Origin of the sequence: Fibrobacter sp. UWH4 (genome assembly GCF_900142475.1) — a bacterium.
GTDB lineage: Bacteria > Fibrobacterota > Fibrobacteria > Fibrobacterales > Fibrobacteraceae > Fibrobacter.
The window spans coordinates 329517-351658 of the sequence record NZ_FRAY01000004.1; the positions used below are offsets into that span (position 1 = coordinate 329517).

Annotated in this window: 16 protein-coding genes; 5 read left to right on the forward strand and 11 right to left on the reverse strand. The window is 52.0% G+C overall.

The features are described 5' to 3' along the window. Positions 1-112 precede the first annotated feature (112 nt). Positions 113-3874, forward strand: coding sequence for a hypothetical protein (locus tag BUA93_RS16285; protein ID WP_254793926.1), 3762 nt, complete (start codon positions 113-115; stop codon positions 3872-3874). 84 nt (positions 3875-3958) lie between these two features. On the opposite strand, the gene smc is transcribed toward BUA93_RS16285, so the two are convergent. The 3 genes from smc to BUA93_RS09425 all read right to left on the reverse strand — a co-directional run bounded on the left by smc (position 3959) and on the right by BUA93_RS09425 (position 9664). Further along, positions 3959-7513: a chromosome segregation protein SMC gene (smc, locus tag BUA93_RS09415; protein WP_072978892.1), complete on the reverse strand. Its 3555-nt coding sequence runs from the start codon at positions 7511-7513 to the stop codon at positions 3959-3961. 466 nt (positions 7514-7979) lie between these two features. Beyond that, on the reverse strand, positions 7980-8423 hold the full coding sequence (locus BUA93_RS09420) for a hypothetical protein (RefSeq protein ID WP_072978893.1): 444 nt from the start codon (positions 8421-8423) through the stop codon (positions 7980-7982). Continuing rightward, entirely contained in the window at positions 8423-9664 is a 1242-nt protein-coding gene (locus BUA93_RS09425) for a hypothetical protein (protein WP_072978894.1), read from the reverse strand. The genes BUA93_RS09420 and BUA93_RS09425 overlap by 1 nt, the downstream gene beginning before the upstream one ends. Positions 9665-9746: 82 nt before the next feature. Between BUA93_RS09425 and BUA93_RS09430 the strand changes: the two genes are divergently transcribed. After that, on the forward strand, positions 9747-10520 hold the full coding sequence (locus tag BUA93_RS09430; RefSeq protein WP_072978895.1) for a hypothetical protein: 774 nt from the start codon (positions 9747-9749) through the stop codon (positions 10518-10520). Here the strand turns inward: BUA93_RS09430 and BUA93_RS09435 are convergent. Together BUA93_RS09435 and BUA93_RS16295 are read right to left on the reverse strand one after the other, a co-directional pair. After that, entirely contained in the window at positions 10517-12766 is a 2250-nt protein-coding gene (locus BUA93_RS09435; protein ID WP_072978896.1) for a LysM peptidoglycan-binding domain-containing protein, read from the reverse strand. The genes BUA93_RS09430 and BUA93_RS09435 overlap by 4 nt on opposite strands. Positions 12767-12772: 6 nt before the next feature. Beyond that, entirely contained in the window at positions 12773-12931 is a 159-nt protein-coding gene (locus tag BUA93_RS16295) for a hypothetical protein (protein ID WP_175547413.1), read from the reverse strand. Positions 12932-12990: 59 nt separating this feature from the next. On the opposite strand from BUA93_RS16295, the gene BUA93_RS09440 reads away from it, so the two are divergent. The 3 genes from BUA93_RS09440 to BUA93_RS09450 all read left to right on the forward strand — a co-directional run bounded on the left by BUA93_RS09440 (position 12991) and on the right by BUA93_RS09450 (position 15859). After that, a complete protein-coding gene (locus tag BUA93_RS09440) occupies positions 12991-15015 on the forward strand; it encodes a thrombospondin type 3 repeat-containing protein (protein WP_072978897.1) in 2025 nt (674 codons plus the stop codon). Then, entirely contained in the window at positions 14982-15131 is a 150-nt protein-coding gene (locus BUA93_RS16770) for a hypothetical protein (protein ID WP_371359304.1), read from the forward strand. The genes BUA93_RS09440 and BUA93_RS16770 overlap by 34 nt, the downstream gene beginning before the upstream one ends. A 65-nt stretch (positions 15132-15196) precedes the next feature. Further along, positions 15197-15859 (forward strand): FKBP-type peptidyl-prolyl cis-trans isomerase, encoded by a 663-nt coding sequence (locus tag BUA93_RS09450; protein WP_072978899.1) that lies wholly within the window; start codon positions 15197-15199, stop codon positions 15857-15859. Between the two features lie 161 nt (positions 15860-16020). On the opposite strand, the gene BUA93_RS09455 is transcribed toward BUA93_RS09450, so the two are convergent. The 6 genes from BUA93_RS09455 to BUA93_RS09480 all read right to left on the reverse strand — a co-directional run bounded on the left by BUA93_RS09455 (position 16021) and on the right by BUA93_RS09480 (position 22138). Beyond that, positions 16021-17175 (reverse strand): hypothetical protein, encoded by a 1155-nt coding sequence (locus BUA93_RS09455; protein ID WP_072978900.1) that lies wholly within the window; start codon positions 17173-17175, stop codon positions 16021-16023. Positions 17176-17275: 100 nt separating this feature from the next. After that, positions 17276-18151 carry an NAD-dependent epimerase/dehydratase family protein gene (locus BUA93_RS09460; protein ID WP_072978901.1) on the reverse strand — a complete coding sequence of 292 codons (876 nt, stop codon included), beginning with the start codon at positions 18149-18151 and terminating at the stop codon, positions 17276-17278. 2 nt (positions 18152-18153) lie between these two features. Further along, entirely contained in the window at positions 18154-19635 is a 1482-nt protein-coding gene (locus BUA93_RS09465) for a DnaA ATPase domain-containing protein (protein WP_072978902.1), read from the reverse strand. A gap of 435 nt (positions 19636-20070) precedes the next feature. Beyond that, a complete protein-coding gene (locus tag BUA93_RS09470) occupies positions 20071-20505 on the reverse strand; it encodes a hypothetical protein (protein ID WP_072978903.1) in 435 nt (144 codons plus the stop codon). 29 nt (positions 20506-20534) lie between these two features. After that, positions 20535-21839 carry a U32 family peptidase C-terminal domain-containing protein gene (locus BUA93_RS09475; protein WP_072978904.1) on the reverse strand — a complete coding sequence of 435 codons (1305 nt, stop codon included), beginning with the start codon at positions 21837-21839 and terminating at the stop codon, positions 20535-20537. Next, positions 21836-22138 (reverse strand): hypothetical protein, encoded by a 303-nt coding sequence (locus BUA93_RS09480; RefSeq protein WP_072978905.1) that lies wholly within the window; start codon positions 22136-22138, stop codon positions 21836-21838. Before BUA93_RS09480 ends, BUA93_RS09475 begins: the two co-directional genes overlap by 4 nt. Positions 22139-22142: the final 4 nt, after the last annotated feature.

The following is a 22142-nucleotide window of genomic DNA, read 5'->3' on the forward strand; positions in this document are numbered from 1 at the left end:
TATTAAAGATAACAGACTACTTCTTTTTTCTCAAAAAATAAAAATCAACAACAAATGTAAAACAAACTTTTCTATCTTTGTATGCAAAAAAAACAGAACAAAGGAGAATAAGGTGAATTTCAAGTGCCTTTCAACGGCTGCAATGTGTGCAGCATTCACAATCTGCGCTATATCTTGTAGCAACGAAGAAATCGCTTCCAACGAAAATCTCAATCTCGTAACAGAACTGAACCCCGAGGACTGTAACGACAAAACCGAAGGCTCTATGAGCTTCGTGAAGCCCGAAGCCACGATGTACATCTGTTCCGAAGGCGAATGGGTCGCCATGAGCGACCAAGAAGCCATCCAGTATCGTTGCGAATCCAAGGAACTGAAAGACAAGTCCGGCTTTGCCATTGTTTGCGACGGTGATACCATCGGAATTATCAATAACGGCAAGGACAGTGACGACGGTAAGGACGGCATCAACGGCAAGGACGGCGACGACGGTAAAGACGGAGTCGACGGCAAGGACGGTACCGATGGTAAGGACGGAGTCGACGGCAAGGACGGTAAAGACGGAGTAAGCGTTGATACCGCAGCCATCAACAAATCCATTAAGGACGCCTTGAGCGCCTTCTCCAGCAAAAGCCAAAAGGATGTTGACGAAGCCCTCAAGTACTTGAGTTCCGCTTCTGCTATGAACCAAAAGGATATCGAAAACGCTTTGAAGGGGTTGAGCAGCGCTTCTGCCAAGAACCAGAAGGACATCGATGACGCCCTCAAGAACCTGAGCTCTGCAACGGACAAGTTCGGCGAAGATATCGACAACAGGTTCAACGACGCCTACAGCAGCTGGAATGCAGAACTTGAAGATAGGTCTTGCGCCATCGTCAATACGGAACGCAACGACGAAACGGCTATCATCACCGTGACAATCAAGTGTGGCGAAGCCGAAACCAAGATGGAAATTCCGTTCACGCCCGTGAACGAGAACCTCGCCAAGGTGTACAGGAAGCATGTTGTCGTGCGTTTCCCGGTGCAGGCCAGTAAGGAAACAAAAACTGACGACATCTATGAAGAAATCTGGAAAAACCTCAAGGGTGGCGATAATGCAGAACTTACCGTGACGGACCTTGACGAAAAGTTCGCCCCGAGCGGCAAGGTGTTTATGCAGGACTTGTTCGCCTCTGCCAATAAATCCTTTGTGACAATCGAAGAAACTAACGAAAAGACGGTGGAATACAAGGTCGCACGCCTCGAAGGGGATCTCGACATCACGAACCTTACTACCCCGGTTGTGAAGCTCCGCGTCAAGCTGAACTTGACCAACAACGCTTTCGGCGCCTTTGGCGGATTTGGCTCGAACGCAACGGATGTCATTTACAACGCCTATGCAGACTTGTCCGATGCTTCCGATACGGTTGTCATCGACTTCTTGACCGACTACAAGGCAGCCCGCGTAAAGAAGTTGGTTGACGATGGTAATGGTTTTGGTGTTGCAAACGAGCAGGCAAACAAGGAACTTGCCGGTGCCCTTTATTTGGAAAACAGCGAAGAATATCCGTCTTTCGAACATTATGCCCCCGATCAGATTGGCCTGGCCGAAAATTTCAACAGCATCGTGTGGGTGATGGCCCTCATTGACCAAAAGGACAAGACTCCGGGCTTTAACCCGGTCTATAACGCTTTCCGCAATGTCTTTGCCGAAAACGGCAACTTTAACACCGCCGTCAATACGACTTACGCAGGCAAGGAACACAGCATGTTCTTTGTAGACTACCTCGCTTTGCTTATCGACGCGAACTTCTTCAAGTGGAACCAAATGCAGCATGGCGACTCTACTGCTGAAACGAATGTCTGGAGTGGTACGGATGCCGTCTATTACAAGATTTTGCAGAATGGATTTGTGGAAGCCTATAAGCTTAAAGTCGAAGACGCAAAGGTTTTCAATGATCCGTCTGGCTATAGCAGCAAGGTGTATAAGTCTGATGTCAAAGGGGGATATTTCCATTACTTTGAATATATCGAAAACGAACAAGTTTGGTATCCTGTAACACTTTGGGCTGTAGGTGTTGCAACGGTGGAAAAAGATTGCGATGAAAACGCAGTTAATTCGACCTTCTTCTATAGCTTTGATGGTCTTGATGATAATGCCGTTTGTGTATGCGACAATGGAAACTGCGGCTGGCAATATACTGACAATGTATGCTTGGGCCGTAGTGAAGGCGATAAGGGATCGGCATTCTTTGACGGGGAAATTCAAGAGTATGAGTGTGTCAGAGAGAAATGTAATCTGCCTGATTCTACTGCTTGCAATAATCTTGGACTTGTGCCTGGTGATCCTAGTTCTTCGAGTTCTTCCGGAGAATATTCTGAACAGGACGGCATGACCCCGGAAGAACAGGCTAACAATCCGAATTCCAAACTTTACCTCGGTGTGTGCGATGTCGACAACGCTGGCGAAGAAAAGCTGTTCGACACCAAGAATGCGAAACTTGCCACGACTACAAGCAAAAATACCTTTGTATGCGATGGCTCCCAATGGAGAGTGAAAAATGAGTTGGATGAGAAATATAGTACATGTACAAAAACCGTGATGGGAAAGGGAATCGTCAAGGAAGAAAATGGTTCCGAACATTATAAGTGTGATTACCTTGATAACGAAAAAAAATACGAATGGATCGCTGCTGGTTGGGATGACTCGTATTTAGGTAAAGCTTGCCATTATGGCTATGTCAATGAAAAAGTGGTTACTGCATCCGGTTATGAATATGTTTGTGAAGAAAATTCTGAATATACAGACAACGACGGTAACCATATCCATGAATGGCGTGAACTTACCCTTGAGGATATCTATGGCAAATGCGATGAAGATAAGATGAAGAATCAAACCGAAGTAGCAGTTTACGGAGGGGAAAAATACAAGTGTAACTACATTTCTGGAGGTTTTTCCAGCGGATACTCTTGGGTTAAAGCAAGCGATTTGGATGAAAACGCAACGCTTGGAATTTGCACAAGAAATCGAATAAAAGATGTCGCTATAGTCGGTGACGCATACTATGGATGTCTTAATAATGGTAACGCAGAAGGAATCCCCGTAAGTTCTTCCTCCACAGATTGGAAAGAAATTAATGAAAATGAGTACCTTAACGCCAAGTTTGATAATTGCGATACCGATAGAGGTAATACTAAAAACATTGCAGACATTAAGAGCGAAACCCTCACGGATGGTGAAAGCCACAGTTTCAAGTGCTCTATAGCTAAAGGAGTCGAAAGAAATAATGGTAAGTGGGTTGACGCCTCCACAGACATTGCTCTCGACCAGATTTGCTACAGCGATAACGAAGATGCAACTGTTACCAAAGAAAGCGCAACCTATGTCTGTGCGTACAAGGATGAATCATTCATGTATCAGTGGATTATTTTTGATGAGTACTGCGAAAATAAAGGTGAAAATTTGACATATGGCGGGTATCTTGACAATCCGACTAGTTCTTCTAGAATGTCTCACTGTGGCGAATCGGATGAGATAGAATGCAAAACGGATACCGACAAGAAAATCTGCCATGTCGGTACCGAGTCTTTCGTCAAATTGGATAGCGCGTGGCAATCTGTGGCAGTATATTGCGAAGACCATTCTACAGGTTCCGCCTGTGAATTTGTCAAACATGAAGGTAATATAGACGATCCTTCTCTTAAGTATTACGAACAAACGGAATACTACGTAAATACAGAACAAGGTTATAAGAAAGCAGAAACTGCGGAAGAATATTGCGAAGCGTTTAGCCCGAATCATGAAGGGCTCTGCGTATTTGAATTTGACGTTTATTCTTATTGCGAAAGTTCCAAGAAATGGATCCTTATCAATGAAGGCTGCCAGACCCGCGAATAGAATTTGTACTAGAACATGAAAACATCCCCGCAAATGCGGGGATGTTTTTTATAAGAGAAAAGCTCGGACGAACCGAGCAAAAGATTAAATTGCAAATTTAGTCGCGTCGGCGAGCTGCACGCTGGCAATGCGAGAAATACCCTTGATTTCCTGCGTCACGCCGTAGAGCATGTCGGCTTCGGCCATGGTACGCTTGTTATGCGTCACCACGATGAACAAGGTCTGCTTGCTGAATTCGCGGAGCAGCGCCATGAAGCGGCCCACGTTAGCGTCATCGAGCGGGCCGTCGACTTCGTCCAGCACGCAGTACGGCGACGGCTTTTCCATGTAAATGGCAAACAGCAAGGCCGTTGCAGTCAGGGCGTGTTCACCACCGGAAAGCGCCTTGATACCGCGCATCTTCTTACCCGTGGGGCGCACGTTGATTTCGATGTCGGCGTCGAGGATATCCATGGGCTTGCCCATTTCGTCCACCTTCTCGACAAGGCTCATCTTGGTTTCGCCGTTCAGGAACAGCTTGCTGAACACGAACTGGAAGTTCTTCTGGATGCGGGCAAACGTATCGAGGTAACGGTTGCGGGCAATGTCGTCGAGCTTGGTGATGGTGCGGTCAAGCGAGGCGCGGGCACGGTCCAGATCGTCGAACTGCGCTTCCACTTCCAACAGACGTTTCTTTTCGTCTTCGTAGTCTTCCATCACGTTCACGTTGATGGGGCCCAGTTCCTTGATCTTTCCGCGGAGTTCGCGAATTTCACGGTCGGCTTCGGGCTGGCTATATTCCACGCGCTCGATGTCGTCGGGGTTCGCAAGGTCCACGCTGTATTCGTTGGTGATGCGTTCGGTGAGGCGGTCGAGGTTTGCCTGCAAGGCTTCCTGCCTGCGGCCCACATCGTTCAATTCCTTCATCTTCTCGATCATGTCGTCGCGGAGACGGTTGACTTCGCTGCGCCATTCTTCGAGGTCGCCCGAGACAAGTTCGTACTTTTCACGGGCCAAATCGCGCTGGTTTTCGAGTTCGCGCAAGGCTGAATCCTTGCTCTGCACCTGGTCAGCGACACCCCTGCCGTCTTCCTCGTTCTTCTGGATGGCGGCCTGGTTCTTTTCAATTTCAGCCTTACGGCCCTGAATTGCATTTTCCAGGAATTCCACCTGTTCGGCGATGTAATTCAGGCGGTTCGTATTCTGCGTGAGCTTTGCCGTCTTGTCCTGGGCGCTGCGCTCCAGTTCGCGAACGTCTTCTTCTTTTTCGCGGAACATCGTATCCTGTTCCGAAAGTTCGTCGTTCACGCGGGAATATTCTTCTTCGATCTTTTCGAGAGAAGCCTGGGCGTCCATGAGTTCCTGGTCGCTGTTCTTAGAGGCTTCTGCCGCCTGAATCTTGGATTCGGCGTTCTGCATTTCGCCCTGCAACTGCGAAAGTCTGCGGTCGCAACCGGCGATAATGTTATTCTGGATCGAAATGCCGGCGTTTCCGCCGCGCTTCATATCTTCTTTTTCGCGGATTTCGTCGACCAGCGAGGCAAGCATCTGCGTGTCTTCGTCGACCAAATCCTGCAAGCGGCCAATTTCTTCTTCGGCTTGGGCCACTTCGAGGTTCACGCCTTCCAACAGGCTGTTCGCCTCGGCAATTTCGTTCTTGCGGCTGAGCGTTCCAGACGTTGCCGTACCGCTGCTCATCAGACCGCTCGTACGCACAATGCCTTCGGGCGCCACAAAGCAGAGGTCTTCGCCGCGCATGGCTCGCGCAAGGCGCACCGCCGTCGAGAGCGAATCTACGACAAAATAACGAGAAAGCAGCGCCTTGAGCCAGCCTGCAATCTGTTCGTCGGCAGTCACGTAATCTTTAAGGCAACCTACAACGCCATCGCCCTGGAGCGTGCCCGAGTAGGGTTCGGCACCGGCACCCACCAGCGCGAGCACCGCCTTGCCTACGTTTTCGCCCTTCATGGCATCCACCGCGGCAATGGCAGCATCGTCGCTAGCAACGACCACGGCATCCATCAAGTCACCGAGGGCGGCCTCCACTTGAGCGGCATATTCGGGAGCGGCTTCGATACGTTCCGACAGGAGCCCGCCCACCAGGTCCGCCTTATGCTCCATGAGCCAGCGGCTAGCGTCGGTGCCCTCGTTGGCAACGCTCTGTAAAACGTCAATTCTTGAGGTGAGCCTTGCCACCTCGTTCTTCAGTTCCTGCAGCTTCTTCTGGGCTTCGAGCAAGTCGGCGCGTTCGGCATCGAGTCGCTCTTCGCGCGTCGAGCGCTGTTCCGTGAGGCGTTCCAGGTCAGCATCGGCGGCTTCAAGGCCAGCGTTAATATCTGCCAGGGCCGATTCGGCGCTCGCCTTCTGCGACTGCACCTGTTCCATTTCGCTACGCCACTTGGCGAGGTTCGCCTGCAACAGGCCCGATTCGGCGTCCATACGCTCGAAACGGCTCTTGAGGGAGTTCACCTGGTTCGTCTTCTGCAGGCGTTCGTTCGCAAGTTCCCTTGACTGGGTACGCAGGTCATCCACCTTGTCGCGCATGACCTGCAAAATTTCGCGTTCACGCTCCAGCAGCGCGTTCATTTCGTCCACGTCGCTGTCGGAACTGAGCACCGCATTTTCTTCTTCCAAACGGGCGCGTTCAGAAAGGAGTTCCTGCACCTTGCCCGTGTTACGGTCAATTTCTTCCTGGGACTTTTCGTTCGCGGCTTCCAAGTTCGAAATCGTATCGCGAATGCGGCCCATGCTGTTATTCAAGTCGTTGAGCTCGATGGTCGCCTTATGCACCTCGCGTTCCAAGTCGCGGTAGGCGTTTTCGTCTTCGGCAATCAACAGCTTCTTTTCGTCAATCTTTGTCTGAAGTACCGTGGCGTTGGTCTTCGAATTCTCCACATCGTGGTTCAGACGGCGGGTCGCGGTATCGAGGGTAGCAAGCCCCTCTTTCATGTCCTCGAACTTGTCGATACTGACCGAGAGGTCCAGTTCGCGCAGGCGCTTGCTGAGACGCTTAAATTCGTTGACCTTTTCGGCCTGGGTCTCGTACAGTTTTACGGAACGGCGCACGCTGCGCAGGTTGTCTTCCACACGTTCCATATCCATCTGCACGCGTTCAAGCTGGCGGCGGGTTTCCTTGCGCTGCTGCTTGTACTTGCTCACGCCGGCGGCTTCTTCGAACAGCACGCGGCGGTCGTCGGCCTTGTCAGAAAGAACCGCCTTGATCATGTCGGCGTTCATCTGCGAATAGGTACTGGAACCGAGACCCGAGTCAAAAAGCAAGGCATGCACGTCGCGCAGGCGGCATTCCTGGTTGTTGATCAGGTACTCGCCCGAACCGTCACGGTGCACGCGGCGGGTCACAATCACTTCGGAATATTCAGAATTCAGGGTGCCGTCGCTGTTATCGATGACAATGGAAACTTCGGCAAGGCTCATGGCGGCACGTTCTTCGGTACCGCTAAAAATCACGTCCTGCATCTTGCTCATACGGAGGGATGCAGCCTTCTGTTCACCCAGAACCCAGCGGATAGCGTCGGTAATGTTCGACTTACCGCACCCGTTCGGCCCCACCACGGCCGTAAGACCCTTCGTGGGGAAGTTGATTTCGGTCCTCTGGGCAAAGGACTTAAAGCCAAAAATCTTTAGTTTTGTAATCTGCACTGGGACTTAATTTAGTAAAGTAGACTCAGGGAAATGGAATGGCTTTCCCCAAACTTCGCTTTAGAAACTGCATGGATCCCCTCCCGTTGGTCGAGGATGACGCTACGGCTTACGTCACCAGGAATGAGCCAATGACGACGTTTCCACCCTCGTCATTCTGGAGCGAGCGGAGCGAGTGACGGAATCCAGCACTTACTTTGACAGCAGAATCCTGCAATTCAAGCGAACCCCGTTAGCCAAGGACGACGTTTCCACCCTCGTCATTCTGGAGCGAGCAGAGCGAGTGACGGAATCCAGCACTTATTTTGACAGCAGAATCCTGCAACTCAAGCGAACCCCGTTAGCCAAGGACGACGTTTCCACCTTCGTCATTCTGGAGCGAGCGGAGCGAGTGACGGAATCCAGCACTTATTTTGACAGCAGAATCCTGCAACTCAGGCGAACCCCGTTCGTCGAAGACGACCTGCTAACGGAATTCCAGCTTAATTTCGCCTTTTTCTTCTTTCACCACCATGTAGTAGCTGCCGCCGTCAAAATCCACCGAGAAAGATTCTTCCGTCGAAGTCACGGAGCAGTTACGGACACAGTCCCCCGTGCAAGCACCTTTGGTTTCTGCAACCGGCTCATAACACGTCCCCTTTTCCAACTGCAGACGGACATGGAACGAGCCCACGAAATCTTCTTCGTAAACGCGGCTCTTTTCACCGGGGGCGATCGTGTCTTTCACCCATGGCCAATACGAGCCATCGTCGGAAAGAATTCCGAAGCCGACAACATACCAATCCGTCTTATTTTCCACCTGAAGCCTAGTCGTCGAATCGACGAACAAATGGCTCAGGCAACCCGTGAGCGAAAAAGCACACGCCAAGACCGCGGCAATTACAAATAAATTTCCAAACCTCTTTTTCATCACTTGCCACCCTCCGTGCTAGCAGGGCTACCAACTGCGCCTCCGTTCGAAGCGGAATTCGACTTTTCATAGCGGATTCCCTTCGCCTCGATGGTCTTGGTCGCTCCCGACTTATCGGCATTCAGCGGCGTAATTTCGCTGTGTTTCGAAGACTGGTCCATCTTGATGACATTCGTTTCGAGAGGAGCGCTCCTGGCTCCACCGCGATTGAACAGGAGTCCGTCGACAGTCGCCAGGTTGAACTTGATTTCGGCGACAAAGGTTCCCTTGGTTCCAAACAAATGTTCATAGTCGTAGGCCGCATTATAGGCAAAACGCACAAACAGCAAGTCAATGGCACCGCCCCAGAGGAAATCTTCGGAGCCGCTATACAAATGCCTACGCAGGCAGGTTGCCTCGAAACCGATCATACGCGACGGATCCGGATAAAACTTAAGCGCCGCGCTATGGAACCCCGCGTCGGACAAGTCATAGGAAACTTCCGCATAAAGTTGTTGGCCGTAAAGGTTCTGTTCCCAAGTCACACGCATCGAGTCCACATCAGATTCATCATCGGCATTATACATCGCCAAAGATACATTCGGCAAGTAAGTCAACAGTCCCGAAGAACGGCCCCCGTATACGGCGCGGCTCTCCAAGTCGAGCGAGAAGCGGAAAAGACGCCAATCCGTCTTGTAAAAATTCGCCTGCGCACTCGCCTTGCCAAAGCGCAAGTGGGCCCAGCTGTAAAGCAGCGAATCGTTTTCGTGCGGGTAGACCTTGCCTACATGTTCCACATTCTGGTGCTGCATACCCAAAGCCAGCGTCCAGTCCGTTTTGGAATCCGTAAACGAGAAACCCCAAGTCGCAATCGACCGTTGGATAGAAAAATCATTGTACTGCGGGACGAAGAAAAAATCCTCGCCATCCCAACCCGATCGTTCCAGCCACAAAAGCATCCCCAGATGTTTCTCGGGAGCCACCTCGCCCGAGCCGAAAACCGCCGCATGATGCCTAAACGCATAACCATCGTGCTTACCGTATTCACTCTGGAGCGGGGTCTGCGTGCGGAACGGCAAATAGTGGAAACCGATATCCAGGTAACCCCCACGGCCACCGCGCATTATATCGCGAATTTCGGAAAGCTGCTGGTCACGGGCCACCGCGCCCCCCTTTGAGAGATCCGACGGATTAATCGCATCGGCAAACACGAAACCCGAAAGGGCTACACCGAGCAGTAGAATCTTTGACAATAAGCGCATGCGAAAAATGTAGCTAAACTTTTCGTTTGTATATGCTCCCCATGAATGACGCCACCTACAAAAAAGACTACATTTATTTCGTATGAATAAGTTTTTTGTAACATTTATTATGTTCATGACCGGGGCGGCATTTGCGGACCGACTCGTCGTCGATACGACCATGGCCGCAGCCGAAAAAAGCGAACACATGAAATATGAAGACCGAGGTTCATTCGGCCCTTACGTGGAATTCGGCAACGTCAAGATGAAAAATGTCACCTACGACTACAAAATCCACGGTCTGGATTACGACATTTCGATAGACAATTCCTACATCTACGGTGCATCGGGCAGCCTTCCGCTCACCGAATGGTTCGACATCTACCTAATGGCCGGTTACCAGTACCTGGGCATCAGCCACCATCCGCGCAACCGCGACAAAGTTGAGGCTGACATCGAAGCCCTCACGGAAGATCTCATCGAAGCCCCCTACGGCAGTTCCGACATCGACGGGCGCCATCAGATCCACACGGCGCTGTTCCAGCTGGGTTTTGACTTTGCGCTTCCGCTCGTTATGAGCTATAACCATCAGTTTATGCTCAAGCTCTACGCCTTCGGCGGAGCCCTGTTCGGCAAGACCTTCTTTACCGACGACACACAGTTCCTGTCTCCGGTGCTTTACGGCTACGCCTACGGTGCAGGCATTCGCACGGCACTTCACGGATTCTTCCTTTCGGCAGGATTCCGCAACAGCCATGAATACTTCCACACCTACTTTGAGCGGAAAACCGGTGACAACAAGGACGATGACGAATTCATGCTGGACTTCGACACTTACTTCGTGCCTTACGTTTCGCTTGGAATCACGCTGTTCTAGCGCTTAATTTTCAGGCGTTCCCCGACCTTCAGCTTGGTATCGTTCAGTCCATTCCACTTCACGATCTCTTCAATAGTCACATTATACTGGCGAGCGATGTCCCACAGACCCTCGCCTTTTTTGACGGTGTGAATCTTGAAATCGGCTTCGGGTTCGCCACTCACCTTGAGGCGCTGCCCGACACTAAGATTAGTGGACTGTCCCATATTGTTCAGACTCTGCAACTTGGCAACCGTCGTTCCGAACTTGCGGGAAATGGCACTCAGGTTATCGCCGGACTGAACCACATAGACAGACACCTTTCCCGTAGAATTCTTGGAAGTCTTCGGGGCCTTGGTGGTTGAAGGTTTTGATTCAGACTTGGCCGTTTTCAGTGTCGCCTTGGAACTACGAACAATTTCAGGAATTTTCAAGGAATCCCCCACGGTCAGGCGGCGAGAAAATCCCTGGTTTTCCTGCATCAGCAGCACGACAGGGACATCGTAGGCCTTGGCGATAGAGGCGAAATTGTCGCCTTCCTGAACCACGTACTTTTCACCCTTCGAAAGTTTCGGACGAGAAACTTCGGCAGCGGGTTTCAGTTCCGGTTTAGAGACAAACAAGGTGTCCCCCGCATTCACAAATGCGGCCGCATCCATAGAATTCCAGGTGCGAAGGCTTTCTTGCGAGACGCCGAACTTACGCGCGACCGAAGCCAGGTTGTCACCTAATTTTACGACATAGGTACGCACCTTTTCCGGTTTCTTACCTACATTCGATTTCGCCTTGGGAGTCACCTTGATCGGAATCAGCAAAGACTGTCCGGCGCGGATGCGGCTACCCTTCATATCGTTCGCCTGTTGCAGTTCCGAGACCTTGATGCCGTACTGTCGGGCGATAACGCCGAGGCTTTCGCCCTTGCGGACTTTATGGTGATGCCAGCTCGAGAAGTTATTCTTTTCCATCTTGTCGTAGCCTTCGACAAATGCGGATCGCGTTCCCACCGGCAAACGCAACAGGTAGGAATCCCTGTTCGGCGGAGTACACCACTTGACCAGTTCCATGTTCAAGCTGCGGAGCGTATCTTCGCTGACCTTCAAGAGCTTTGCGACTTCTTCGAGCGGAAAGGAATCGAAAACTGTCACCGTGTCGAAATCGGGCCGGTACGTTCTCTCGACCGTCATTTCGTACTGTTCCGGATAATGCCCGATGACCATCGCCGCTAGAATTCGCGGCACATAGCGCATGGTTTCCTTCGGAAGTTCTAAGTCCCAGTAGGTAATCGGAAGGGTGGAATCGCGGGTAGTATCTTCCTGCATTTCGCGGACAAGCCTACGCACGCGGCCCTCGCCGCAGTTATAAGCGGCCATCGCCAGCAGCCAATCGTTGAATTCACCGTGCAGACGGTTCAGATACTTGAGGGCCGCCATCGTCGCCAGCTCCGGATTGCGGCGCATATCCACCCAGTAGTCCACCTCGAGCCCGTAGCGTTTGCCCGTCTCGGGAATAAACTGCCACATGCCAGAAGCCTTCGCGCGGCTGTACGCCTTTACCTTGAAACCCGATTCGACCAACGCAAGGTAAATCAAGTCGCGCGGCATTTTCGCCGCATCGAGCTGGGCATAAATCAACGAATCGTAAGCCGTCTTTCGATTCAACGAACCAGCCGTAAAGCTACGGGCCGCATTCGTCATGTAAAAAATTTCCTGCAGCACGCGTTCGTTGAACTGCACCGGGAGCGTAAACTGCGACACGTCCAGCGTATCGAGAAAACTTTCAATCACCTGCAGGGCGGCACTATCCGCCGCACTTTCGTCGAGAGCGTCAATACCCTCGATAGAAACATCATTGCGCAGGTAATTCTCGGCATTTTCACCGAGTTCGGCTACGTTCGGGTAAACTTCGTCCAGGGCCAGCACAATACGGATCGGCATCGTGACCCGGTAAAGGGAATCCTCGTGGTCGCTCACGTTCCTGTAAGTGGAATCGTACTTTTCGGCAACTAGCTGACGCAAGGACTCATCTAGGTAATGCCTTGCCAAAAGCCATTCCTGGTTTTCCATTGCCTGCAAGGCGTACTGGTAATAGGTCCACGACGGACGTACCGACAGCGAATCCGATACCTTTTCCTTCAAAGCCCTTTCCGAAAACGAAATCGGTTCCTGTTCCATCGCCACGGGTTCCACGGCGGGAGAAACCTCGGCCGGCTTGCTCGCACACCCCGCAAGAATCAGGGCAAACAATATCGCTGGAATAAAAAATTTCATTATGGACTAGTTTCCGACAACACGCTCAACGCCAAACCAAATGACACCCGCCAGCACGAACGCGGCCACCATCTGCAAAATAATGATAATCCGGTTAATGCGGCACGCCTTTTGCGTCTTACGGTGCCAGGAAGGCAATTCTTCTTTTTCTTGATCCTGATTCATTATAGGGGAAATATAGTAATTAGTCACCTAAAACTATTAACTATATTATACCACAGCGTATGAAAAAACTTTTTGCCGCATTGCTCCTCCTCTCTATCGCCGCCTCCGCCCAGGTGGGAATTGCGAGGTCTGCGAGCGGCATCCATGCGCCTTCAGCCAAGACTCTTCCGCAAGGCAACCTTTTTATATCGGGCAGTTTCGAAATCGTCAATGACGGACAGGCCCACAGTATCGAAGGCTACTACACCGACAACAAGGGCAACCAAATCGAACTCGATAAAGGTTCTCCTTCTAACGACGAAAATCTATTTGTCGGTTTTGGAATTTTTGACAACCTGGAAATTGGCGTCACATTACCTTTCCACTACGAAGGAGATATCCACGAACAAGACCTGAAGGGACTCGCCCTCGGCGACCTCCAGATTTTGGCCAAGGGGCATATCCCCATCAATGACTGGTTCCATTTCGGCCTGAGCGGCGAAATTTTTGCACCGACCGGTTCAAAGGACAAAGGATTCCGCCCAAGGCACCGCTGGTATGTCGGACGCGACGGGAAAGCCTATGCCTATACCGCCGGCAGCTGGGCCGTCGAAGGTAATGTGTACTTCACCCTCGATTTTCGGAACTACATCACCTACAACGCCTATGTAGGCATCTTGAAGACCATCGAAGAAAACGAGAACTATATCATCTGGGGAACCGGGTTCAACTTTTTCCCAAACATGATGATAAGTCCCATTTTCGAGGTCTCCGGAGAAGCGCCCCTACACACCACTCACGCCGAAAACAATTTCTTGAGCAGTCCTTTCCGCCTTACCCCCGGACTCCGGATACATCTCCCCTACGAAAGCAACCTGACTATTTCGGGGGACATCGGACTCGGCTACTTTAGAAAGAAGAAAATCGAAGAAGGGCTCCCCGTCACTCTGATGTCCAGCGACGAGCCCATCTACTATACGCAATCGGGTTCCCCGAACCTGACAATCGCCGTCACCTTCAGCAAGACGCTTGATTTCAGCTGGGACGACGACGATCAGGACGGTGTCATCGACCGCAAGGACATGTGCCCGAACACCGGAAAAATTCTCAAGGTCAACGAACGCGGATGCCCCGTAGACGAAGACCAGGATGGCGTCCTGAACATCGTCGATGTTTGCCCCGGAACCCCTGTCGGCCTGGTCGTAGACTATAACGGATGCCCACTCGACACAGACCACGACGGAGTTTTTGACTACCTGGACAATTGTTCCAACACCCCGGAAGGCTTCGCCGTGGACACCAACGGCTGCACCCGTGACACCGATGGCGACGGAATCGACGACAACAACGACCACTGTGCCCACACGCCTTCACACGAAAGGGTCGGAAGCGACGGATGCCCCCTGGACCAGGACCACGACGGTGTCCCCAACATCCAGGACCAATGCCCCAATACGCCCGAAGGAATTTCGGTTGACCGAGTCGGCTGCCCCCTCGATTTCGACGGAGACGCCGTCCCCGACGAACTTGACAAGTGCCCGAACACCATCCTCGGCGAAAAAGTGGACTCGCTCGGATGCCCCATAGACAGCGACATGGACGGTGTTGCCGATTCCAAGGACCTTTGCCCCGAAACCCCGGCTGGAGTCACCGTCAACAAGCAAGGGTGTCGCATCGATCAGGATAACGACGGCATCTTCGACGAAGACGACAAGTGCCCGGGCACCCCCGAAGGCGCCCCCATCGACAGCTTAGGCTGCCCGCAGGACAACGACATGGACGGAATTGCCGACTGGAACGACATGTGCCCCGGTACCTTCCCGAATGTCGCCGTGAACAACCAGGGTTGCCCCCTGAACGGCAAACTGAATTTCAACTACATCGCCATGCGCATCCGCTTCAAGGGAGCCGATTCCACCCTACTCAATTCCAGCTACACGGCTTTGAACGACATCGTCTACATCATGCGAAGAACCCCATGGCTCTCGAAATCCAATGCAGCGCAAGCGACATTTCGACCGGGGACCCCGACAAGGTTTCCAGTGAGCGCGCCGAGGCCATCTACAATTACCTGGTCCACAAGGGAATCAGCGAAAACCGACTGAAATTCCAGGGGTTCGGAAAGAAACTTCCGCCAACCATGCCGAAAAGGATGGAAAGCAATTACAGCGTGCGACTCATCCCCTCGCCCGAAGCAAAAAATAATACCGAGAAGCAATAGTTTTTTGCTATATTTGCGCATCCAGTACCTATGCGGACATTCCGCGCAACCCCAAAGGATTACCCATGAAAATTGCCGACAAGACCGTTGTCCAGATGCACTACACCTTGACCTCCGACGAAGGCAAGGTCATCGATTCCTCCGAAGGCCGCGAACCGCTGCAGTACATCCAGGGCGCCCACATGATCGTCGTAGGTCTCGAAAAGGCGATGGTCGGCCACGACGTGGGCGACAAGTTCGACGTCAAGGTGATCCCCTCCGAAGGCTACGGCGAATACAACGAAGAAATGACGCAGGAAGTCCCGCTGGACGTTTTCCAGGGTGTCGACAAGGTTGTTGAAGGCATGATGTTCTATGCCCAGACGCCCGCCGGCCCGATGCCCATCCGTGTCAAGTCCGTAAGCGAAAAGTCCGCCGTCATCGACGCGAACCACGAACTCGCCGGCCAGAACCTGAACTTCGCCATCGAAGTGGTTTCTGTGCGCGAAGCCACCGAAGAAGAACTCAATCCGCAAGGTCACCACTGCTGCTGTGGCGGCAAGGGAGACGGCGAAGGATGCTGCGGAGGCAAGGGTGAAGGCGATCACGAATGCAAGTGCGGCGAAGAAGGCCACGAATGCGAATGTGGCGGCGAAGGCCATGAATGCGGTGGCCACGGCCACAAGGAAAACTGCGACGGCAATGGCGGCTGCGGCTGCCCCAACCACGACAAGCATCACGGGAAGTAATTTCGGAATTCAGATTTCGGAATTCGGATTTCAGATTTCAGAGTTCGGATTTAGGATTTAGAAATTCGGGTTCAAAGCGTAAAACAATTAACGCGTGTAATTTTTCCAATTACACGCGTCTTTTTTTGAAATTTATCCGGGATCAACCCGCTTTTCAGCACTTATTCGTACTGCGGGAGCGTCCAGTCCTTCGGCATGACCGGCGTGCTGCTGTCGTCATGCTGGTAGGTGAAACCCTTCTGCGGATCAAAACCTTCAACAGCGCCCTTCACGGACTTGGCGCATTTCGACGGAGATTGGCAACTGGAATTCTTCAAAAAGAGAATGTCTCCGTAGATATCCCACTTTCCGGAACGGACATCCTCGGAGTTCTTGCCCTTCGCCGCGTCAAGAGCATATTCTCCCGACGTCTTGAGTTTCATGGTCCAGTCAACGCCATCCGCATCGGCAACCCATTCCTTCGCGATGCTGTCACGATCCACCTCGTCGAACTTGAAAGTCGTCTTTTCGCACTTGATTTCTGCGCCGGTATCCATCGACAAGTTGAAGTCGCTACTCACCTGGCCAGAAACTAGCGAATAGGCAGACTTATTAAAGAACACGGGCGTCATCAGCAAGTGGCTGCGCTGGATATCGTAGAAACCGGCCGACCAGAAGGAAGAGTCCCCTATCGATTCCTCGACAACATAGCGTCCCTTGTAGAAGGAATAGGTCTGCTTTGCATCATCGTTCTTGCAGGAAAGCCTTACGCCCTGCAGCTTGGTTCCATCGGAAAGCCAGTTCGAAGAGGTCTTCACATCGGCCTTTTCGACATCGGCATAATCACCGCCGTTAATGGAATACTGGAGCTTTTCACCCTTCACGACAAATTCAATCTTGCCACCTTTTTCGAAGAAAGCCGTCAATGAATCAGAGACAGCCGTAGCGGTCGCCATGATCGAGCCGTTCGACTTTCCATATTCAAGGACACCGTCCTTGAATTCCGAATGGACTGCAATCCACGCCGTATCGGGAATCCAAATAGAAAATACGCCGAGTTTTGCACCCGTCGCAAGGTAAATATCAGACCCGAACATCTTGCCCAGGGCCATATTCTTCTGCAAATCGTCCAGAGTAGCGGCACGGGTTCCTTCGGGAACCTCGCGCTTTTCGGAAGAGGATGATTCCTCCGAAGAAGAGGAGGTCGCCTCGACACTGGAGCTGGAGCCCTCTTCGCGTTCAACGTTAGAAGAATTATCGTCGCTGCCACAGGCGGCAAACATCATCGTCGCAGCCACTGCAGCGGGCCAAATCGCAAGTCCAAAAGATTTTTTCATAAAAACACGTCCTTCAAGACAATTCTTTTTCCACGAATATATACAAAAAGCGTCAAAAAATCAAGAAAAAAGCAAAATCTGTGAGCTAAACGACAGATTTTCACCCCTTTTCGAGCGGACAGCCGGGATTATACCCCAAATCGCGCATCGATTCGCCGATATCGGGGGCGGCATCGTACAGGAACCCCGCAAGCGCCTGCTCCGCCGTCACGCGACGACCACCGATCCAACTTTTCAGCACGGCAAGCCTGTTTGCAATCCACCACGGCAAGGGAATCATCCAGTGACGCATTCCCGCCGATTGCAATATCAGCCGCGCCATCTGCGCCATGCTCATCATGGTAGAACCGGCCAGCGAATAAGTCTTGCCACAGGCTTCTTCATTGAGGCCCGCCGCGACAATTCCCTTGACCAGGTCCTCGCTGCAAACAGGACGCTTGAGGCACTTGCCCCCGCCCGGCAAGAAATATACCGGGAAACGTTTCACGTAGGCAGCGAACATGTTGAATTCCACACCGCCACCATCGCCGATGACCAGGGTCGGCCGCACGATTGTCCACCGGAGCCCCGATTCCTTCACCACGGATTCCCCCGCAAGCTTGCTCGCACCGTATTCCGTAAGAACCGGATATGTCACCGAAATGCTCGATACGTAAACCAGTCGGGAAACGCCTGCCTCGCGGGCGGCATGCACCACATTGGCCGTCCCCTGTGCATTGATACGGTCAAACGCCCCCTTTTTTGTCGAAAGGAGAATGGCGGCAAGGTGATAGACTAAATCCACCCCCTTAAACGCAGCACGAATCGAATCGTAATCCGAGACATCCCCGTAAAAGACCTCCACCCCTTCGGGTAAAAACCCAGCCTGGGTATCGCCCGGAAGCACCAGGACCCGCACACACACATCGCGGCTCAATAGCTCCCGACAAAGCGCCTTCCCTACGACGCCCGCGCCCCCCGTCACCAAAGCAATCATCGCTAGGCTTCCAGCAAATAGCGGATATCCTGGACCTTGCGAGCAAGGGCCTCGTCTTTATCCATCTGCTTGATCAGTGAACGGACGGCGGCGATCACAGAAGAGTAATCGCGGTTAAAAAGCATCCCGATTTTTTCGTGGGAATCCGTCGTCATTTCGCGGCAAAGGTACATTGCCACCTTGCGCGGTAGCGAGACACCTGCATCCTGACGCTTGCTCGCGAGCGCCACCATATCGGTGCCGAACTCAAGCGCCACCACTTCGGCAATTCCCTTGATCGTCAATTCCTGCATACCGTTCGCACTTGAAGGAGCCACCAGACGCTTGACGGCGCACAAGTCCAGATTTTCCTGGCAGAACTGGTTCATCGCAGAAAGGCCGTTCAACATACCCTCAATCACGCGCACGTTTTCACGACGCGGAATCGAAAGGAACCTGCAAATTTCTTCGCGATCCTTGTCGACAAACGGAATATTCATCGACTTTTTCTGGATAAGTTTCATGCGGGTCGACAAGTCCGGCTCATCGATACCGACCGCCACGCAAGATTCCAGCGGGGCAAGCAGCTTGGCCGAAATGCTCGGAATGGAGGAATGCCCGGCGGGCTTCTTTTCGCCTTCGGCAAGACGGTTGAACTGGGACGGATGCCTGTCGCAAGAAAGCACCACCTGCTTGCCTGCCGCGCGGAGGTGCTTGATCAGGATAGCGAGTCGCTCCTGCGTTCCTACGCCACATTCCAGCAACTGCACGTCATCCAGCAACAGGATATCGCAATTTTCATACTTTTCCTGGAATGCCACGGCGAGTTCGCGGACATTCCCTATCTTATACTTCAGGGCCTTGCTCATGGCCGTCGCGTCACGCAAGAAATCGTAAGCGTGACAATAGACGATACGCGTATGAGCCCTGGACTTCTGAATCTGAGCGGCCACCGCCTGCAACAGGTGCGTCTTTCCGAGCCCCGACTTGCCATAGACAAACAGCGGGTTCAGCGCCGGATCACCCGGATTTTCGGCAACGGACTTGCAAGCCTCGCAAGCGGTAAAGTTGCAGTCTCCCTCGACAAAGTTTTCGAACGTATAGCCCGCATACAGCGAAAGCTTGCGGCGAATCACCTTCTTGGGCTGCGGCTTCTGGACCACGCGCGGAACGACCGGGAAAACGGGAGCAGCCTTCGGAGTCAAAGCCTGTTTTTCCGGTTCCACGATACGAATACGGTAACCCACATATTCCGAGCCCAGCACCTGCGCCAGGGCCTTGTTCAAAATGTCGCCGTAATGGGAACGAATCCAGTTTTCACGCAACTCGTCGGGAACGGCTATCTGCACGTATCCGTCAAAAAAGCCTTCGTAATCGGCCGCATCCAAGATGGTGAGGCCAAAATAGTCGTTACATTCCTCGCGAAGGAGGTCAAGCACGCGCTGCCAAACAGGGACTGCCTGGAGACGGGCGGAAGGTTCAACCAAAGAAACAGTGTTTGTCACAATCTACCAATGATCTAAAAAGCAAGGTGAAAGTTAAATAAAGCTCCCCGACAAAAACTCACTTTCTTAAAAAAATCTTCCAAAGTGCCTTTTTTGGCCCGTTTTGACCATTTTTATTTTTATCCCCCGCTGTTCCCAAAACTCTACAAACAAATCACGCCTTTAGTCACTCTCCAATCCATTCTCAACCCCTATGTTTAACACAACTTATCAACAGAAAAATTTTCAACTATCTCTTGACAAAAAATCAAGCAAACTTTTGCTCAAACAAGCACTATTCTAAACTTCTTACAAAAAAATAATAGGCGAATTTTGACAAAAAACGGCATTTTTTCGTAGAAAATCTTGACAGACAACAATTTAGCGATAGGAATAAAATACACCCAAAAGAAAAAGGGCCTCGAAGAGGCCCCGTCAACAATATATAAACTACGATTACTTGGATTCGTCCAGCTTCGAATGAAGCGCCTCGAGGCGGCGTTCCAGGAGCTTCTGGATTTCGGGCAAAAGGGAATCCTTGATGCGGTCCAAATATAGGCACTGCAACTGAATCATGCGGTTACGGTGACGGCCGGCGTGCTCCTGGATCCAGTGGCTCACGGCCCCCTGACGGTCCTGAACGCGTTCCTGCAACACCTGCTTGATGTAGGTCGTCTGCACCGACATGTATCGCTGCATATTGAACGGCAGCTTGTAGGTGCGAATGAACTGCTTTAGGTATTCCAGCAGGGAAAGGTTCTGGCAACGGCGATCCTGGATAAAGTTGCGCAATTCATCAATATGGCTTTCAAAAAAAGGCAGAATGGCTTTATCGTCTATCTGATAAAGTTCCAGTTCATCCTGCTTTTTGGTCGCTTCGTCAACAGCCATATCACAAATTTATGAAAAAAATCTAATTTTTAAGGTTTTTTCTTAAGAAAAAAGAAAAAATTAGCATTTTTTGACATATCGCCAGCAGATTCAGAAAGGAAGATCCAGCCTTCCGTCCCCGGGTGGAGCGTATCGGTATCGCCGCCCTTAAAATCCTTCATCGACAGCACATCGCAAGAAAACTGCCCCGCCGGAGTCATCAGTTCCAGAGAATCGTCCAAGGAAAAACGGTTCTTGACATTCACGCGGCACGCACGGGTCGCCTCGTCGTAAGAAAGGACCTGCGCGACAACGCAACCTCCCGCGGCATCTTCGTGCGTCGACTCGTAATTCTGCGGAAGCGGGCCTTTCATAAAGCCGGTCATAAAGCCGCGGCCATCCACGAACGAAATCGCCCTGCGGGCTTCGGCCGAAACCTCGAGCGGCTTCCCCGCCTCGGCCTGTTCGGCGCAGGCATCAATCGCCATACGGTAAGCGCGCACGACCTGACTCAAGTAATACACCGACTTGGTGCGACCTTCGATTTTAAACGAATCGAGTCCGGCCATCATCAAGTCCGGGATGACGTCCATGGCGCAAAGGTCACGACTACTCATAAAATAGGTACCCCAGGCATCTTCATCCAAGGCGATGGGGTCCAGTTCCGGGCGGTCCGTGCGTTGCAAGGTGAACGAACCTTCGTGTTCGCGATAATTTTCGCTCTGCGGTTCCGGATTGGCGTACAGGCGGTAGGGCATTCGGCAGCTGTTGTCGCAGGCCCCCTGGTTCGCATCGCGACGGGTCACCCAGTTGCTGAGCATGCAACGGCCCGACATCGACATACACACGGCACCGTGTACAAAAACTTCAAGTTCCAGGTCCGGGCAGCGTTCCTTGATTTCCACCACTTCGGACAAGCGGAGTTCGCGACTCAATATGATACGGCGCACCCCGAGATCCTGCCAGAATTTCGCCGCCAAATAATTGGTCGTATTCGCCTGTACCGACAGGTGAATCTCGACTTCGGGACACACCTTGCGCAACCACCCCACAAAACCGGGGTCGGCCACGATCAACGCATCGGGCCCTAGGTCGATTGCTGCAAGCAAAGCCTTCTGAAATGCCTCGACCTTGACGTTACGCGGAATCACGTTACTCGTCAGGTAGAACTTTTTTCCGAGACGGTGGGCGTATTCGATCCCTTCGGCCAGGTCGTCCAGATTCTTGAATCCGTTTTCGCGGGCACGGAGCGAAAAGGCGGGTTGCCCCGCATACACGGCATCGGCACCGTAGGCAAAGGCATACTTCATTCGGGTCAGGTCACCCGCAGGAGCTAATAACTCAGGAAGTTTCATAAGTTTCCAACTGCGTCGTCCTGGATTCCGTCGCTGCGTTCCAGAATGACTGTTTCTTTTGCGTCCTCCTGGATTCCGTCGCTACGCTCCAGAATGACTGTTCCTTTTGCGTCATCCTGGATTCCGTCGCTGCGCTCCAGAATGACTGTTCCTTTTGCGTCACCCCGGATTCCGTCGCTGCGCTCCAGAATGACCGTTCCTTTTGCGTCATCCCGGATTCCGTCGCTGCGTTCCAGAAAGACTGTTCCTTTTGCGTCATCCTGGAACCACGAAGTGGTGACGGGATCCATAAGCAACATTAAA

Excerpts from the sequence above, each read along its gene's own strand:
- BUA93_RS09420 (WP_072978893.1), bottom strand. The coding sequence starts at position 8,423 with ATGAAAAAGAGGTTTGGAAATTTATTTGTAATTGCCGCGGTCTTGGCG.
- BUA93_RS09425 (WP_072978894.1), bottom strand. The coding sequence starts at position 9,664 with ATGCGCTTATTGTCAAAGATTCTACTGCTCGGTGTAGCCCTTTCGGGT.
- BUA93_RS09430 (WP_072978895.1), top strand. The coding sequence starts at position 9,747 with ATGAATAAGTTTTTTGTAACATTTATTATGTTCATGACCGGGGCGGCA.
- BUA93_RS09435 (WP_072978896.1), bottom strand. The coding sequence starts at position 12,766 with ATGAAATTTTTTATTCCAGCGATATTGTTTGCCCTGATTCTTGCGGGG.
- BUA93_RS16295 (WP_175547413.1), bottom strand. The coding sequence starts at position 12,931 with ATGAATCAGGATCAAGAAAAAGAAGAATTGCCTTCCTGGCACCGTAAG.
- BUA93_RS09440 (WP_072978897.1), top strand. The coding sequence starts at position 12,991 with ATGAAAAAACTTTTTGCCGCATTGCTCCTCCTCTCTATCGCCGCCTCC.
- BUA93_RS09450 (WP_072978899.1), top strand. The coding sequence starts at position 15,197 with ATGAAAATTGCCGACAAGACCGTTGTCCAGATGCACTACACCTTGACC.
- BUA93_RS09455 (WP_072978900.1), bottom strand. The coding sequence starts at position 17,175 with ATGAAAAAATCTTTTGGACTTGCGATTTGGCCCGCTGCAGTGGCTGCG.
- BUA93_RS09460 (WP_072978901.1), bottom strand. The coding sequence starts at position 18,151 with ATGATTGCTTTGGTGACGGGGGGCGCGGGCGTCGTAGGGAAGGCGCTT.
- BUA93_RS09470 (WP_072978903.1), bottom strand. The coding sequence starts at position 20,505 with ATGGCTGTTGACGAAGCGACCAAAAAGCAGGATGAACTGGAACTTTAT.
- BUA93_RS09475 (WP_072978904.1), bottom strand. The coding sequence starts at position 21,839 with ATGAAACTTCCTGAGTTATTAGCTCCTGCGGGTGACCTGACCCGAATG.
- BUA93_RS09480 (WP_072978905.1), bottom strand. The coding sequence starts at position 22,138 with ATGTTGCTTATGGATCCCGTCACCACTTCGTGGTTCCAGGATGACGCA.